The following is a 16,770-nucleotide window of genomic DNA, read 5'->3' as shown; positions in this document are numbered from 1 at the left end:
AAATTTTTTAGAAATGATATACGGAGTAGATATTTTTACTTTCCATGATATTCTGGAAATCTGTAAAAAACCTAATAAAGCCAAGCTTAACAAAGCAGCAAAAGAACAGATCTTAAAATCACAGAAAAATGTACAGGAAATAGTAGAGTCCGATAGATGTGTATATGGGATTAATACTGGATTCGGACCATTGTGTGATACTAAAATATCAGCTGACGAAACAGCGCAGTTACAATATAATTTAATTATTTCCCATGCCGTAGGAGTAGGAAAACCGATTAATAAAGAACTTTCCAAAATCATGATGATTGCGAAAGTTCATGCTTTATCAAAAGGTTTTTCAGGAGTTTCTCTTGATGTAATCGAAAGACTGATCCTGATGCTTGAGAAAGATATTATTCCTGTAGTTCCTGAACAGGGATCTGTAGGAGCTTCCGGTGATCTTGCACCTTTAGCACATCTTGTCTTGCCTTTATTAGGGTTAGGACAGGTTTGGGAAGGAGATCAGGTTGCAGAAACAATGGATGTTCTGGAGAAACACGACCTTGAGCCATTGGTGTTAGGCCCTAAAGAAGGTTTAGGATTGATCAATGGTACCCAATTTATCCTGGCACATGCCATCAAAGGATTAGAAAAGTTTGAATACCTGCTTGACCTTGCGGACATGACTGCTGCGATGAGTATTGAAGCATACAGAGGTTCAGAAAGCCCATTCAAAAAAGAACTCCATGATATCAGACCTTTTGAAGGGAGTAAAAAAGTAGCTGCAAGAATGCTTAAATTCTTAAAAGGCTCAGAAAACATGAAAGCTCACGAAGATTGCGAGAGAGTCCAGGATCCGTATTCTATGAGATGTGTACCACAGGTTCACGGAGCCAGTAGAAATGCTTTTGAACACCTTAAGAGTATGGCTGAAACAGAACTGAATTCTGTAACAGACAACCCAATTGTACTAAGTGCTGAAGAATCTATTTCGGGAGGTAACTTTCATGGACAGCTGATGGCTTTGCCTTTAGACTATGCAACACTGGCGGCGGCGGAATTAGGAAATATTTCCGACAGAAGAAGTTACTTATTATTAGAAGGGAAATATGGACTTCCAAGATTACTGACGGAAAGCTCAGGTTTAAATTCCGGATTTATGATCCCGCAATATACTTCAGCAGCTTTGGTTACAGAAAATAAAACATTGTGTTTCCCGGCGTCGGCAGACTCTATTCCTACAAGTTTAGGACAGGAAGACCATGTTTCTATGGGAAGTATTTCCGGAAGAAAATTCAATCAGGTTCTTGGTAACCTTGTGAATATTTTATCTGTTGAGCTGATGTTTGCTGCTCAGGGACTGGAATTCAGAAGACCTTCCAGGTGCTCCAAAGTGATAGAAGAAAACTTTACTATTCTTCGTTCCAAAGTTGCGAAGCTTGAAGATGACAGATTAATCGGTAAAGATATGTTAGCGATTGCAGAACTGATCAATGAAAGAAAATTTATTGTTGATGTAAAATAGAAAATGAAGAAAGGGATTATTTTGGGTTTCCTTTTGCTGAGAATAAATGCTTTTTCTCAATCGAACGAAGCAAAAGTGAGGGAACTGATCAGTATTACAAGGTCAGATCGGATGTTGTCCATTGGATTTAAGGAGTTTATGGATCATTACAACAATAAGTATAAGGACTTGCCAGATAATTTTTGGGATGAGTTCAAAAAAGATATGGCTCCCGAAAGAATAGTTACCCTTTATATTCCTATTTATAAAAAGTACTTTTCGGATGCCGATATCGATGAGCTTATCAAGTTTTACAAAACTCCGGCAGGTCAAAAACTGATTGAAAATATGCCATCTTTAATGACTGAATCAACGGAAGTTACAAATAAATTTGTGGAGGCATTTAACAAAAAAGTTAATGATAAAATTAATGAACATTATCACTTTCAAAACCCTCCACCTCCTGCGCGATAAAAAATAAAAAGCTTCCTGAAAAAGGAAGCTTTTGTTTTCTCTAATTATTTAATCAAATAATCATGCATATACTTAGAACAGACTCCTCACATACAGATTTCCAAAACTTAGTAAAACTTCTTGACAGTATTCTTGCAGAGCATAATGGTGATGAACACGATTTCTTTAATCAGTTTAATACAATAGAGGCTATTAAAAATTGTGTCGTTATATATATTGATACTATTCCTGCTGCTTGTGGGTCGTTCAAGATACTTTCGGAAAATACCGTTGAAATCAAAAGAATGTATACCCAGCCGGAATTCAGGCAGCGGGGACTTGCATCCAAAATTGTAAAGGAATTGGAGAACTGGGCTAGAGAACTGAATTTTCAAAAAGCAGTTCTGGAAACTTCTAAAGATCTTAAAAATGCAATTTCTGTTTATGGGCATAATGGATTTTACAGGATTTCTAATTATGGACCATATATAGGAATAGAGCAGAGTATCTGTTTAGAGAAGATATTATAAGTTTAGCAATATAAATAATAAATGCTGAGCATAACATTGTTCTTTCAGTCTTTTAATTAATATTTATGTAATGGTAAATTCATTTTTTAAAGTTTGTAATTCCCTGTAAAGTGTTATATTGTGACTCCAATCAAAAATTATAACATATGAAAAAAACTGTATTCCTATTAGCAATATTTTTTGCTTTAAACTCTTGTACCAGGGAAGAACTTCAAAATGAAAGTCCGAAAATGGAAATGGCTCAGAAAGATCCGTTGACAGAAAAACAAATCAATGAAAGGATAAATCAGTCCATTAAAACAGACGGAGCGTTCAATTGGAGAAATGAATCTGATCATTTTTTATGGAGTGCTATTTTCCGTGGAAACAAAATGGTATCCATAGGATTTGGCTCCTCTAAGGAAGACTTTGACAGAAGTAAATCTCCTAACAGCAGTGAGATGGAAAAAGAACTTCTTGCTGTTATCAAAAAATATGAAGGAAAAGATGAAAGAGGATTTCTTCTTCTTTCAGATCAATATCTCAATCAGATGGACGTTGTGATTGAAAAAGAAGAAACGATAAGTGCTCTTCGTCAAATGAAAACAATCAGGTATGTGGAGCCGGCAGATTATCACTATTTTGAAATAGAATCCAGATATAATACAACAGCAAAATCTTCAGGCAGCGGCTCTTCCGGATGTGGTTTTTCATCTGCTACCTTAAGTGCTGTAGATTATACATCCACAACGCCAAGCGCAAAAATTCCATGGGCTTTTGCCAAACATAATATCCCTGATGCCTGGAACTACAGTACAGGAGCTGGAGTAACCATAGGACTTATTGATACAGGGGTTTCTCCAGAGCAGACTCTTCTGGGCGGAAGTTTTAACAATGGTGCTTCTTCAGGAAGAACAATCAGTAAAGTTGGAGTGTACAACTCAGACGGTTCAGCAGATCAGTGCGGACATGGAACCAAAATGGCTTCAGTGATGACAGCTCCGAGAAATAATGCAGGATTACCTGTAGGAGTAGCATACAATGCGAATTTAATTGCTTACAGAGCCGCAGAAAATGTTGTTCTGGAAACTTCCAGCGAACAGACTGCTGTGAAAACCGCCTTTACAGAACTTGGAAACAATACCAGTGTGAAAATCATTTCCATGTCTATGGGACATATTTTTTCAGTAGGAAAAATTGAAGATGGGGTAAAATACGCTTATTCCAAAGGAAAACTTATTTTCTGTGCCGGAGGAACTTCTACTAGCTTTACCAATTTCGTGGGTGTGATTTTCCCTGCATCAATGCCTGAAACACAGGCGGTTACAGGAGTGAAAGAAAATACATCCAATCAGAAATGTGATGTTTGCCATTCCGGAAGCCAGATCGACTTTACTTTCCAGATGGAGAGAGCTTCAGGAAATACAGTTCCAGTTCTGAGTTATTATAACGGACAGGCAGATTATGTAGGGGGTTCTTCAGTGGCTACAGCCGCTACTGCTGGAATTGCTGCCTTAGTATGGGCCAAAAATCCATCGTGGACAAGAGATCAGGTTCTAAATAAAATGAGGCAGTCTGCAACTTATTATCCGACAGTCAATTCAAGTTACGGCTATGGAAACATCAATGTTCTGAAAGCTGTACAATAAAATATAATATAATACAAAAAAGAATAGGTTATCTCAATGAGGGATAACCTATTTTATTTTAAAATTTTAGTATATAGTGATTTATGGATCTGTCCCTTTATCCAATCCTTACACTGGTCATACTCAAAGAACCGCCAATAAGCTCATCGTTGAATAAAGTCAAATCTTCAGACTGATCTTTCAATCCTAATGTATAGAGCAGCGGAAGATAATGATCAGGAGTAGGAACGGCATACTGAAGGAAACTTCCCTGTTTCTGATAATCAATGACATTCTGAAAATTTCCGTCCAGAAGCCAGTTATTTGTTTTCTCACGAGCTTCTATAGCCCAATCCCAGCCGGCTCCCACTGTATTTATATTTTTCCAGTCGATCAGACGGAGATTGTGAACAATATTTCCGCTTCCGATGATCAGAATTCCTTTCTCTCTTAGTTTATTCAGCCTTTTTGCAAGATCATAATGATACTGCGGAGGTTTCGTATAGTCTATGCTAAGCTGAATTACAGGAATATCAGCATTAGGATACATATGTCTGATCACTGACCAGGCACCATGGTCTAATCCCCAGCTGTGGTCTTCTTGCACATCTACCGGTAACAGAAGTTCAGCTGTTTCTTTAGCCAGTTCAGGATTTCCAGGAGCAGGATATTGTACATCAAACAGCTCTTTAGGAAAACCGTAAAAATCGTGGATCGTTTTAGGCATATCCATTGCCGTTACAAAAGTTCCCTGGGTATACCAGTGGGCAGAAATACACAGGATAGCATGAGGCTTAGGTATTTCTATAGCCGCTTTTCGGAAACCCTGTACAAATTGATTTTCTTCAATAGCATTCATTGGTGAGCCATGCCCAAGAAATAAAACAGGCATTCTCTGCGTGTTTCCAAAACTTTCGCTTATACTTTGAAGATCGTTGAGGTTCATAAATATTGAAGATTAATAAAAAATAAAAGGTTCAAGGCTTTTAGACAAATCCCTGAACCTTCCATAATAGGTGTTAAAAAATTATGCCTGTTTTACAAACTGTAATTCACCAGCTACCTTTACATCATCACTTACCATTACACCTCCCGCTTCAAGAGCTGCATTCCAGTTTAGTCCAAAGTCTTTTCTGCTGATTTTCCCTTCAAAAGAGAAACCTGCTTTTGTATTTCCCCATGGGTCAACGTTGATTCCTCCGAAGTCTACGTCAAGAGTTACAGATTTTGTGATTCCATTAATCGTAAGATTTCCTACAACTGTATCGTTTAACGCCTGAGATTCAAAAGTGATCGTAGGGTGGTTTTCAGCATTGAAGAATTCAGCAGACTTCAAGTGATTATCTCTGTCTGTATTATTTGTGAAAACAGAATCTGTCTCAATAGTTGCTGTTGTTTTGGCATTGGCAAAAGTATCATCTTCAGCTTCAATTTCTGCATTGAAAGTTCTGAAGCTTCCTTTTACGTTAGAGATCATCATGTGTTTTACTTTGAAAGTAATTTCACTATGCGTTGGGTCTAGGTTCCATTTTGTAGCCATTGTATTTTGTATTTTTTGTTTGTTATTAATAATGCAAATTTAGGATAGACTATCTATACAAGCCATTGATATAGGATAAGAAATGAAATTAAGTTTAAAATTGAAAGTTCAGAATTGAAAATGATCAATCTCTTCCCAGAATCATTTAATTTTATCCATTATCCATTATCCATTATCCATTATCCATTATCCATTACCACCACCCATTTTCAATTTTCCATTTTCAACTTAAAAATACTTAGTATTAAGGTAAGAATAATTTTCATCAATTCATGATTTTCATTTTATGAATGTTTTAATTTAACATTTCTTAACGGGTGATTTTTATTTCTTATTTTTGAGGGATTCAATTTTATACAATGAAATTACATAAGTTTTCTTTATTGATGCTGGTTGTAGGCAGTTCAGCATTTGCCCAGAGCCAGAAATTTACGATGGCGGAAGCTGTAAATGGAATGAGAACCAATCTTGCAGTGAAAAATATTTCACAATTTTCATGGTCTGCAGATGGAAAATCATATATCCAGGCAGTAAAAGGAGGTTATCTGATCACAGATCTGAAAACCAATAAACAAGATACATTGATATCCCTGACTCAATTGAACAGACAGTTTTCGAATGACAAACTGAAAGCTGTTCCGCCAATCAGGTTTACAAGCACTTCCAACGGTTACTTTACTACGGCAGGTAAAATGTCATGGATAGAAAAATCAGGAAACGGCTGGAAAGTAAAAAATTCGGCAAACGTAGATCAGGATGCTGCCAATGTAAAAATGTTCGGGGACGGACAGACGTTTGCTTTTACGGCAAAGAATAATTTATTTGTGAATAAAAATGGTAAAACCATTGCTGTAACAAATGAAGCCAATGAAAATATCATCAGCGGGCAGGCTGTTCACAGAAACGAATTTGGTATTGACACAGGAATCTTCCCTGCTCCTAATTCTGAAAGTGTAGCTTTCTATAGAATGGATCAGAGTATGGTAGCAGATTACCCGATCATTGACTGGTCTGTGACTCCTGCCGTTAATCATAATATTAAATACCCGATGGCAGGCCAGGCTTCTCATCAGGTAACTTTAGGTGTTTTCAATATTAAAACACAATCTATTACTTTCCTGAAAACTGAAGGGGAAAAAGACCAATACCTAACAGCAGTTACCTGGAGTCCGGATTCAAAATATATCTTTGTAGGAGTTTTGAACAGAGGGCAGAATCATATGAAAATGAATCAGTATGATGCAGCCACCGGAGAATTGGTGAAAACTTTATTTGAAGAAACAGACAGTAAATATGTTGAGCCTCAGCATCCGCTTACTTTCTTCCCGAATTCCAATACAGATTTTATCTGGCAGAGCCAGAGAACAGGATACAACCATTTGTTTCACTATAGCCTTGAAAAAGGGCTGATTGCACAGATTACAAAAGGAGATTGGTTGGTAACCGATATTTTAGGATTTAATGAAAAGAAAAAGGAAATCTATTTCACGTCTACAAAGGAAACTCCTTTGGAAAGGCATTTATATAGAATCAACTGGACTAATTTCAAAATGCAGAGACTGGACAGTGCTGAAGGGATGCATATCGGAACTTTAAGCAGTGACGGAAATTATCTGTATGATGCTTATAGCAATGCAAGCTCTCCAAGAGTTGGCAATATCATTAATACTGCTAATTTAAAATCTACCAATATCCTTACTTCTGAAAATCCTTTAAAGAATTATCAGAGACCGGAAATTAAAAATATAGAATTAAAAGCTGATGACGGAACGCCTTTATATGGGAAAATCATTCTTCCAACAAATTTTGATCCTAATAAAAAGTATCCTACAATTGTTTATCTGTATAACGGACCACACTTACAGCTGATTACAAACAGTTTCCCTGCTTCAGGAAATCTGTGGTATGAATACATGGCTCAAAACGGATATATCATTTTCACAATGGATGGAAGAGGTTCTTCTAACCGCGGATTAAAATTCGAGCAGGCAGTATTCAGAAATCTGGGAACTACAGAAATGAACGACCAGATGAAAGGAGTAGATTACTTAAAATCTCTTCCATATGTAGATGCTGAAAAAATGGGAATCCATGGATGGAGCTTTGGAGGATTTATGACAACAAGTTTTATGCTTCGTAAGCCAGATGTATTCAAAGTTGGAGTTGCAGGAGGACCGGTAATCGACTGGAGTATGTATGAAATCATGTATGGAGAAAGATATATGGATACTCCACAGGAAAATCCACAAGGATATGCAGCAGCCAATCTTTTGGATAAAGTTCAGAACCTGAAAGGAAAACTACTGATGATTCATGGGGCGCAGGATGACGTAGTGGTTTGGCAGCATTCTATAAAATTCATCAAATCTGCAGTTGATAATGGTGTTCAGTTGGATTACTTTACTTATCCGGGGCACCCGCATAATGTAATTGGTAAAGACAGAGTTCACTTAATGCAAAAGATTACAGATTATTTTGATCTTTATCTGAAGAAATAATAATAAAAAACCAGTCTAAAATTTTAGACTGGTTTTTTTTAATAATGCTATTGGGAAAATACAAAGGCGTAAATTTATTGAATACTTCATGTTGTAAGACAGAAAGATTTTTTCTGTGATAAAATTGTATACCTCTAATACCATATGAATGAAGTATTGCTGAAAATCTTCGGCATCTTACTGCGGTATGAAAATGAAGAATTCTTATACTTGTGCGTTTTTCCAACAAGAACCCCATTAGTTTCCGTGGGTACTTCCGTTCTTAACAAACATCAATGCTTTTGATTTTTCATAGTGGTATCTTTGTATATCTAAAATCAACAATATGGAATTAGGAATAGGAATGTTCGGAGATCTGGCTTTTGACCAGTCAACCGGTAAATATAGAGAGGCAGGAACTAAAATCCGTGAAATACTGGATCAGGTGAAGCTGATGGATGAGGTGGGAATTGATGTATTTGCGATGGGAGAACACCACCGCCCGGATTACGCAGTTTCCTCTCCGGAAATGGTTCTGGCAGCAGCAGCAAGTATTACTAAAAATATAAAACTGGCGAGCGGAGTAACTGTTTTAAGTTCTTCAGAGCCTGTAAAAGTATATGAAGACTTTTCTACACTGGACTTGATTTCAGACGGAAGAGCAGAAATATTTGTAGGGCGTGGAAGCTTCATAGAATCGTTTCCTTTATATGGTTATTCATTGAATGATTATGAAGAACTTTTTGATGAAAAGCTTGAATTATTATTAAAAATCAACTCTGAAGAAAATGTAACCTGGTCTGGAAAACTTCGCGCTCCGATGCAGAACCAAACAGTTTACCCAAGAGCAAAAAATGATGGGAAACTTTCCATCTGGAGAGCTGTGGGAGGAACTCCTCAGTCCGTTTTAAGTGCTGCCCAGTTAGGAATGCCTTTAGTAGTCGCTATTATTGGCGGAATGCCTGCCCAATTCAGAAATCTGATTGAATTTTATAAGCAGGAATATCAAAAAGCAGGGTATGATGTCTCCAAAATGCAGATTGCCGTTCATTCGCATACTTTTGTAAGTGATGATCAGAATGTTGTAGATGGGTATTTCCATAATTATAAATCACAGATGGATAGGATAGGAGCTTCCAGAGGCTGGGCTCCTTATACCAAAGCGCAGTATGAAGGCGGAAGAAGTAAAGACGGAGCTTTATTTATAGGAAGCCCCGCAGAAGTTGCTGATAAAATTGCTTACATGAAAGAACTTTTCGGGATTACAAGGTTTATCGGGCATATGGATGTAGGAGATCCTGCTCATGATGTGATGATGAAATCTATTGAGTTATTTGGAAAAGAAGTAAAACCCGTTGTCGGGAGTTTATAAAAATGAAACCGCTGTTGATATATTCAACAGCGGTTTTTTATAAGTGGTCACAAAAATTTATAGGGTCTGATAAAAGACAATCGCAATCTGAGGATGAAATGGAAACATAAAGGTCTCAAAACCATTTTCCTGATCTGTTTCATTACTCAAGAGGTATTTATTGTCAATAATATCAATAAGCAGAAGTTCCGGAGTAAAAAAAGTAAGACCCACTTTATGTTTGGAAGCATCTTCCATATGGGAAGAAACCAAATCTAATGTGAAACTGTCAACCGGAAAGAATGTATTTCCCAAAACATCCGGAAGACTTCTGATAACACCTCCTAATTGGGTAACATAATTACCTGCAGCACTGCTTAATAGAAAAGGAATTTGTTTCGCATTCGGATTATTTTGCAGTAACTCCCAATAGTTCTTCACCGGATTTTCTTTATCATCAAAAACCTGATGCTGAATTTTATATTCAAAATAGGTATCCTCAAAAATATACCGGTCCCAAGACATTTCAGAAGACTGATCAATCACAATACGAAAGGCAAGTTTTACTTTTTTCATAGCTTAAAAAGATAAAGGTGTTCTTCAACCGATCTCGGCTCTTTCCAATCAGTTTAGATTTCCATAAAAATGACAAGAGCATCTTCACTCAAAGCCTCAAATTCCAGCTCCTGAATTTGCCAGAGTAAAATGGCATCCCGGTTTTCCAGCAATCTGTTTTGAAATTCGAAAGCTCCATTCACTACAATTCCGAAAATAGATTTTTCTGAATCTTTCAAAGCATAGAATCCTTCAGCACGACCGTTGTAAAGACCAATGAAATTAGGAAATGGTAAGGTTGCTGAAATTCTGAAAAAATTGTTTTCTAAGGCAAAATCAAGCTCCTTTTTGGAAAAGGATAGAATATTTTCCTGCTTTTCAAACTCAAAGATCAAAAGATCCGTTTTGTCATGATAAACCAGGTTTTTAATAAGAAAACAACAAAAAAAGTACACTTAAGTCTTTACATTCCCTTAAGTGTACTTTATAGATGTTAATTATTAACTTTATGTTAGATAATCTCAATCAGGCTGCCTCTTTCCTCATCTTTTACAATATTGAGGGCCGTAGGAATTTTCTCTTTAAGTTCTTCTACATGAGAAATAATTCCTACAATTCTGTTTTCCTTCATCAGATTGGTCAGCGTTTCAAATACGATATTGACTGACTCTGTATCCTGAGTTCCGAAACCTTCATCAATAAAAAAGAAATTCTTATCAGCCTGTGCATTGGCCTGAACACTTTCTGCTAATGCCAGAGCAAGGCTCAGTGATACCTGGAAGGCCTGGCCGCCGGAAAGTGTTTTTACACTTCTGCTTTTACCTTCGTTGAGGTAATCAACAATCTCAAAGTCATTATTTTCATTAAGCTGGAGGCTCAGCTGGTTTCTCGTCATTCTGTGAAAGCGCACATTGGCGTGATCACAAAGCTGCCTTAAGTAAATAGAAGAAACATATTGTACAAAACCGGCTCCTTTAAAAAGATTTATCATCAGTTTTAAATTTTCCGAACGTTTCTGAAGCTTTACAAGATCTTTAAGAAGCTGTTCTTTTTTTATATATTCCTTTTCCAGCCGGTCTATTTCTGCATTTTTTGTGACCACAGAATCACTGATCTGTTTGTGTTCTGCCTGAGCTTCGCCAAACTGCTTCTCAGTCTGGGAAAACTGTTCATTATCAAATGAAAGATCTTTCAGCTTTGATTTCAGTTCTTCAATAAATTTCTTTAAAGTTTCAAATTCAATTCTGAAATTTTGAATTTCAGTTCTGGCCGTCTGAACATTGATCTCTTGGAGTAAAATGTTTTCAACTTCTTTAAAATCAGTGAAACTCTGTTCCGAAAGCGTTTTTAACAAGCTGTTTTCATTATCTGAAATTTCTTTTTCAAGAGCTGCAATTTGTTTTTCAGATTGGCTGACGATACCTTTTTGTTCTGCCAGTTGTGGAGAAAGTATTTTTTCCTGCTGTAATGCCTTTTGGTAATTTTCTTCCGTTTCTTTGTTGGATAGCAAGAGCTTTTGATAAGCTTCTTCAACCTCTGCCACCGTTTTTTGACTATATAGATTCCAGTCCAGTATTTTTAAACTGGATTTACTGATATTGATCTGCTCCTGCTTAGAAATTTCTTTTTGTCTGAAATCGTCCAGTGCTGTTTTATATTTTTCCAGGAGCTGAGTTTCTTTTTCAAGAGTTTCACGTTCCAAAGCTATATTTCGGTCAATTTCTTCTATTTTTTTCTCTAAAGCAAAAGAGTCAGAACGTTTTTTTTCAAATTCATCTTCCTCCTCGGGAGAAAACTGTTTCCAGCTAAAATGTTGAATATGATTTTCAAGATCTTTTTCAATCTGAAGTAAAGTTTTCTGCTCTGAAAGAAGCTGTTCTTCAAATATTTTTTTGCGATCCAGAATTTTTTCAATGTCAGATTCCTGTTTTTGAATCTTGACAATCTCCTGATCAATGGTGGTTATTTTCTCCTGAGTTTCCTGCAGTTCAGCATTCACATCATGAAATTCCACAATATGCGGATGTTCTCTGGAACCACAAAGAGGGCAATCCTCACCATGATGAAGTTCACTGGCAAAACGGGAGAGTTCTTTTTGAATTTTGAGATGATCCAGTTTCTGAGAAAATTCTTTTTTTCTGTTTTCTAACGTTTCTTTTTGTGTGTTGAAAGCTTCTTTAAAGTTTTCATGATAAAAATAAAGCTTTAATTCCTCAGTTATTCCTTCAATATGTTTCTGATGTTTTCCAATTTTTTCCAGCTGTTCTTCCTTCGCCTTTTTGATATTCTTTTTCTGAATAAACCAATTTCCAACCTCAGAAAGTAATGCCGAATCCAGCTTTTGTTCCTTTAAACTTTTAACGCCAGTAGAAAATTCGTCAATCTTTTTTTGAATCTCCTCTCTGTTGAGGTCCACCTCTTTTACCTTTTCAGAACCCTTTTGAGTTCTTTCATTCAGAACTTTTATTTCACCGGAAAATGTAAGAATCTGAATGATAATATGAAGATCATTTTCCTGTATTTTGCTTTGCTCAAGAGCTTTAAACTGTGGTTCAAGAACAGACAGCTTTTCTCTTACAACACTGAAGAGTCTTTCGGTTTCCTGCAGTATTTTTATCTGCTGTTCCCGCTCATTCCGTTGATCTGCAATTTCTTTTGACAGCTTATTTTTCTCAACAATTAAAGGATTGAAAAGTCTGAAGACACGATCATATAATTCAGTTTTGGCTTCCAGATCATCTATTTTAGATTTCTGCTCAGACAGCTTTCCGAATTTTTCCTTGTTCTGCTGTAAACTTTCAAAATCATTTTTTAAGCTTTTCAGGTGCTGATAGATATCGGACATTTTTTCAAGCTTTTCATGAGCTTCAGCAAGTCTTTTTTGTTCCTCTGCTGCAACTTCTTTCTGGGCCTGAATTTTTTCTTCATTGATTTCTTCAAAACCTTTTAACTGGCCTTCTAGCTGATCCAGCTCAGACCTGTTTTTTATATGGAGGGTGGAAACATTAGACTGAAGATCATAACGCTGCAGACTGAAGATTTCCTTCATCATGTTCGTTCTCTCTGCGGCACCCAATTCCAGAAACTCTTTGAACTGTCCCTGTGGAATAATAATGGTTCGTTTAAAATTGGAATAACTTAAACCTATAATAGATTCTGCATTAGAATGATCCAAAGGAATCCATTTACCCTCAATATGCTGATAAAACGTAACCGCATTAGGCTTTACCTCTTCGAATTTTTTTAAATTTCTCCTGAAATCCCTGGTAGCACGGAAGAGTTTATTTTCATAATTGATAAAATCAAACTCTATATAAGAACTGTTCGATTTTAAATTCATCATGTTGTAAGCCCTCTTATCACGCATGTTCAGACGTTCCGTTTCACCATATAAAGCAAATGAAATGGCTTCCAGAACTGATGATTTTCCAGATCCCACCGCACCGAAAATACCAAATAATCCGGCGTCCGTAAGATTTTTAAAATCAATAGTCTGACGTTCCTGGTAGGAGTATAATCCTTCGATAGTTAATTGAACAGGAATCATAACTTAAGCATTTAAAATTTCATTAAACAAACTCATCAGCTCCTCATTGGCTTCCTGGCCACTATTTTTAGATTTAAAATAATCTTTGAACAATATTTCTATATTCTGATTTAAATTAATTTCCTGGCTCTGCTGTTCTGTAATTTCCTGATTTTTGACTTTTGGGATAAGATGAACGATACCATTATGAGACTGATAAATCTCTCTTCTTTCATCAGCCGTTAGAAAAGTTTCACTTTCAAGAGTCAGCTCTATAAAAGTATATGGGTTTTCAGCCAGCCAATGAACAGTATCTGCAACGGAAGTAAATGTTTTTCGGACTAAAGCTTTTCCGCTTTTCAAAGCTCTTTTTTCGTAAGTGACAGCTTTTCCAGGTTCTGCATCAATAATAGAAACATATTTAGTCTGTCCGGCTTCACTAAAGCTGTAGCATAAAGGTGAAGAAGAATAGACCACAGGTTTTTCCTTTGTTCCGATATTCTGAAAACCATGTAAATGTCCTAACGCTGTATATTGAATCTGCTCCGGAATACTGTCTGAAAATATCAGATCTGCATTTCCGATTTTGATAGGTTTTTCCCCTTCCGGTTCCTCTAGTATTTCCGCTCCTCTTTTATTCATGTATAAATGAGCGGTCAGAAAGTTAATCCCTGAAGAGTCGCAAAATTCATCCGCAAGTTCTTTCCAGGTTTGTGAAAGTACTTTGTTGATTTCTTCTTCTTTATTTTCTCCAAAATATTCTTTTAAACGGATTTCGTTCGCAAAAGGAGTGTGCAGTATCCTTACAGGAAAATTTATGTTTTCAATAGCCAATTCTATAAAACCGGCTTTTGATTTTGTTAGTTTAAAATAATCAGTACTGAAAGGAATGATTTCAGCTTTTGGATGGCCTATGAGAATAATTCCGCATTCTCTGGCTAAAGGATCTGGAGCATTAATCAGATTCGGAGAATCATGATTTCCGGAAATAGCAATTACAGGACGTTTACCATTCTGTGATAAACGTTTTAATGTTTTATAAAAAAGTTCAACGGCTTCTACGCCCGGATTAAAATTATCAAAAAGATCTCCGGCAACCAGAACAAGATCAATGTTTTCTTTATCAGCAATTTCCGTAATCTCTTCCATCACCAGAATTTGCTCTTCCAGACGGGAAAAACGATCCAGCCGTTTTCCCAGATGCCAGTCGGCTGTGTGGAGGATTTTCATAAAAAGTTTATCATTATTTAATACCCAAAGTTAAATGAAGTTTTAATTTTAAAAATGCGGTTTACCTCAATGGATCAAGAAATATATTGAGGTAAAAATTCTCCTGTTTGAGGCCGCAAAATTTTCATAGTGTATTGTCGGCTTCTTTTGCTTTGAAATCTTCGCGAATTTGTTTTAAACGTGCTTTCCTTTCTGCTTCTGCATTTTGTATTTTACGTTTTTTCTGATCAATTTTCTTTTTATTTTTTTTCCTGTTCGCTTCGTTATTTTTGCTCATATTTTTCTGTAACGAATAATTTTTGTTGGTAAGAAATAGCTTCATCAAAAATACTAAAGATTAAGAGTTTAAACAATTTTAGTTGTTAAGTCTGATAAAATATTTTAATTTTACTGCTTTATGGAAGAGAAATCAAAAGATCCCTTACACGGAAAAAGGCTTGATGCGATTCTTGAAGAGCTGGTAGAGTACTACAAAGGCTTCGAGAAATTAGGAGAGCAGATCAATATAAAATGTTTTACAGACAATCCTAGTATCAATTCTTCACTGAAATTTTTAAGGAAAACGCCCTGGGCAAGAACAAAAGTTGAAAGTCTGTATCTTTTTGTGCTGAGACAGAAAAAGAGAGACGAATCAAAAAAAGGAAACTAGAAAGCTGGATGTTGCTTTGAAATTCTTCTTTTAGCCCTTTTCTCTAAACAATCAAAAAACAGTATATTTGTGCTGTTAATCGTGAAAGGATTCGCGAAAAAAAATAGAAAATATGACAATTGAAAACAATCATGTTGTAGCTGTAAGTTACATACTTCATACAATTGAAGAGGATGGAAGCAAGGTTCTTGTAGAAGAAACAACAACAGAAAATCCACTAACATTTTTGTACGGTGTAGGAATGATGATTCCAAAGTTTGAACAAAATATCCTTGGTTTGAAAGCTGGTGATAAAGCTGCTTTTACAATTCAGCCGGAAGAAGCTTATGGTGAGAAACAACCTGATGCTATCGCAGAATTGCCAATTGATATGTTTAAAGAATCTGGGATTCCTCCTGTAGGAGCTATTTTACCTTTATCTGATAACCAGGGAAATAATTTCCAGGCATTTGTGGTAGAAGTAACTCCGGAAGCTGTAGTGGCAGACCTTAACCACCCAATGGCTGGTAAAGTTTTAGATTTCCAGGTGGAAATTTTAAATACTCGTCCCGCAACAGAGGAAGAATTGGCACACGGTCATGCTCATGGAGTTGACGGAACAGATGCACACTAAAAAATAATATAAATGTCCGGTTTTTTCGGGCATTTTTTTTACAATACCAGTAAAGAAAAAATAAACCACAGAAGTCCTGTGGTTTATTTTTATTTATAGGCTATAACAACTATTTGCCTGTTATTGTCATAAAGTACTAAAGGGAACCATAGTTTTAGGATCATAATTGATTTTAAAACCATTCTGATCTTTCACGGAATACTGAGCCGGAAATTGATTAGCATATACAATGACTATATTGAAGCAGCTGAACCAGCAACACAAAATCAGTGAAGTCTAAATAATCTTTTTCTTCACTTCATTAATCCAAAAATTCACCTGAAACATAATACCAGCGGTTATGCATTTTCTGGAAAAAAGAGAATTCATGGTGGAGCTGTGGATGCCCGTCCTGATCTGTATAATAGGCTTTAAACTCTACCTGATTTAAAGCAGGAGTTCTTATGATTTCCAGTTTTGTCCATTGATTGATTTCTCCCCATTCCTGAAGATCTGCTTTATTGTGGTATTTTCGTTTTCCAGGAAGAGTAGTCTCCATTAAATATTCTCCATTAGGAATAGCAAAAGCTGAAAATCTTGAGCGCATCAATGCTTCAGCGGTAGGAGCTTGCTTTTCTCCCGTATGATAAGGCTTGCAGCATTCTTCGTAAGATTTTCCTGAACAGCAGGGACAATTCATATAATGTATTTAAAATTGTAAACGGCAAAAATAACAAATATCAGCAGACCCGGGCTTTGGCCCGTTAAAAAAAG

At 36.2% G+C, this 16,770-nt stretch carries 16 protein-coding genes; 8 read left to right on the top strand and 8 right to left on the bottom strand.

Going from position 1 to position 16,770, the window contains the following annotated elements; genetic code table 11:
- Window positions 1-13 precede the first annotated feature (13 nt).
- From hutH to AC27VX_RS12930, 4 genes are all read left to right on the top strand, one after another.
- Window positions 14-1,507, top strand: coding sequence for a histidine ammonia-lyase (gene hutH / locus AC27VX_RS12945; RefSeq protein ID WP_236857339.1), 1,494 nt, complete (start codon window positions 14-16; stop codon window positions 1,505-1,507).
- Window positions 1,508-1,510: 3 nt separating this feature from the next.
- Entirely contained in the window at window positions 1,511-1,960 is a 450-nt protein-coding gene (locus AC27VX_RS12940; RefSeq protein ID WP_488695927.1) for a DUF2059 domain-containing protein, read from the top strand.
- A gap of 62 nt (window positions 1,961-2,022) precedes the next feature.
- The gene (locus AC27VX_RS12935) at window positions 2,023-2,469 is read left to right on the top strand and encodes a GNAT family N-acetyltransferase (RefSeq protein WP_488695925.1); all 447 of its coding nucleotides are present in this window, start codon (window positions 2,023-2,025) and stop codon (window positions 2,467-2,469) included.
- A 146-nt stretch (window positions 2,470-2,615) separates the two neighbouring features.
- Complete coding sequence (locus AC27VX_RS12930; RefSeq protein WP_488695923.1) at window positions 2,616-4,097, top strand: S8 family peptidase; 1,482 nt, start codon at window positions 2,616-2,618, stop codon at window positions 4,095-4,097.
- Window positions 4,098-4,194: 97 nt separating this feature from the next.
- On the opposite strand, the gene ygiD is transcribed toward AC27VX_RS12930, so the two are convergent.
- A complete protein-coding gene (gene ygiD / locus AC27VX_RS12925) occupies window positions 4,195-5,022 on the bottom strand; it encodes a 4,5-DOPA-extradiol-dioxygenase (RefSeq protein ID WP_300686116.1) in 828 nt (275 codons plus the stop codon).
- Between the two features lie 81 nt (window positions 5,023-5,103).
- A complete protein-coding gene (locus tag AC27VX_RS12920; protein WP_236857345.1) occupies window positions 5,104-5,616 on the bottom strand; it encodes a YceI family protein in 513 nt (170 codons plus the stop codon).
- Window positions 5,617-5,975: 359 nt separating this feature from the next.
- Here AC27VX_RS12920 and AC27VX_RS12915 point away from each other — a divergent pair, with 359 nt between their 5' ends.
- Both AC27VX_RS12915 and AC27VX_RS12910 read left to right on the top strand, forming a co-directional pair.
- Window positions 5,976-8,114 (top strand): S9 family peptidase, encoded by a 2,139-nt coding sequence (locus AC27VX_RS12915; protein ID WP_488695921.1) that lies wholly within the window; start codon window positions 5,976-5,978, stop codon window positions 8,112-8,114.
- 325 nt (window positions 8,115-8,439) lie between these two features.
- Window positions 8,440-9,465, top strand: a complete 1,026-nt coding sequence (locus AC27VX_RS12910; protein ID WP_488695919.1) for an LLM class flavin-dependent oxidoreductase — start codon at window positions 8,440-8,442, stop codon at window positions 9,463-9,465.
- Between the two features lie 57 nt (window positions 9,466-9,522).
- On the opposite strand, the gene AC27VX_RS12905 is transcribed toward AC27VX_RS12910, so the two are convergent.
- The 5 genes from AC27VX_RS12905 to AC27VX_RS12885 all read right to left on the bottom strand — a co-directional run bounded on the left by AC27VX_RS12905 (window position 9,523) and on the right by AC27VX_RS12885 (window position 15,032).
- Window positions 9,523-10,020, bottom strand: coding sequence for a hypothetical protein (locus AC27VX_RS12905; protein ID WP_488695917.1), 498 nt, complete (start codon window positions 10,018-10,020; stop codon window positions 9,523-9,525).
- Between the two features lie 53 nt (window positions 10,021-10,073).
- Complete coding sequence (locus tag AC27VX_RS12900; protein ID WP_488695915.1) at window positions 10,074-10,394, bottom strand: pirin family protein; 321 nt, start codon at window positions 10,392-10,394, stop codon at window positions 10,074-10,076.
- 116 nt (window positions 10,395-10,510) lie between these two features.
- The gene (locus AC27VX_RS12895) at window positions 10,511-13,546 is read right to left on the bottom strand and encodes an AAA family ATPase (RefSeq protein WP_488695913.1); all 3,036 of its coding nucleotides are present in this window, start codon (window positions 13,544-13,546) and stop codon (window positions 10,511-10,513) included.
- A gap of 3 nt (window positions 13,547-13,549) precedes the next feature.
- A complete protein-coding gene (locus AC27VX_RS12890) occupies window positions 13,550-14,755 on the bottom strand; it encodes a metallophosphoesterase family protein (RefSeq protein ID WP_488695911.1) in 1,206 nt (401 codons plus the stop codon).
- A 124-nt stretch (window positions 14,756-14,879) separates the two neighbouring features.
- Window positions 14,880-15,032, bottom strand: a complete 153-nt coding sequence (locus tag AC27VX_RS12885; RefSeq protein ID WP_236857357.1) for a hypothetical protein — start codon at window positions 15,030-15,032, stop codon at window positions 14,880-14,882.
- Between the two features lie 120 nt (window positions 15,033-15,152).
- Between AC27VX_RS12885 and AC27VX_RS12880 the strand changes: the two genes are divergently transcribed.
- Entirely contained in the window at window positions 15,153-15,404 is a 252-nt protein-coding gene (locus tag AC27VX_RS12880; RefSeq protein WP_236857358.1) for a VF530 family protein, read from the top strand.
- A gap of 112 nt (window positions 15,405-15,516) precedes the next feature.
- Window positions 15,517-16,017, top strand: a complete 501-nt coding sequence (locus AC27VX_RS12875) for an FKBP-type peptidyl-prolyl cis-trans isomerase (protein ID WP_236857359.1) — start codon at window positions 15,517-15,519, stop codon at window positions 16,015-16,017.
- A 301-nt stretch (window positions 16,018-16,318) separates the two neighbouring features.
- Here the strand turns inward: AC27VX_RS12875 and AC27VX_RS12870 are convergent, their stop codons facing one another.
- Window positions 16,319-16,696: a YchJ family protein gene (locus AC27VX_RS12870; protein ID WP_236857360.1), complete on the bottom strand. Its 378-nt coding sequence runs from the start codon at window positions 16,694-16,696 to the stop codon at window positions 16,319-16,321.
- Window positions 16,697-16,770: the final 74 nt, after the last annotated feature.

Source organism: Chryseobacterium sp. 14P4.3.2 (assembly GCF_057799275.1).
Note: the sequence above shows the minus strand (reverse complement) of the source record. Positions and strands in the feature narration are given on the sequence as shown.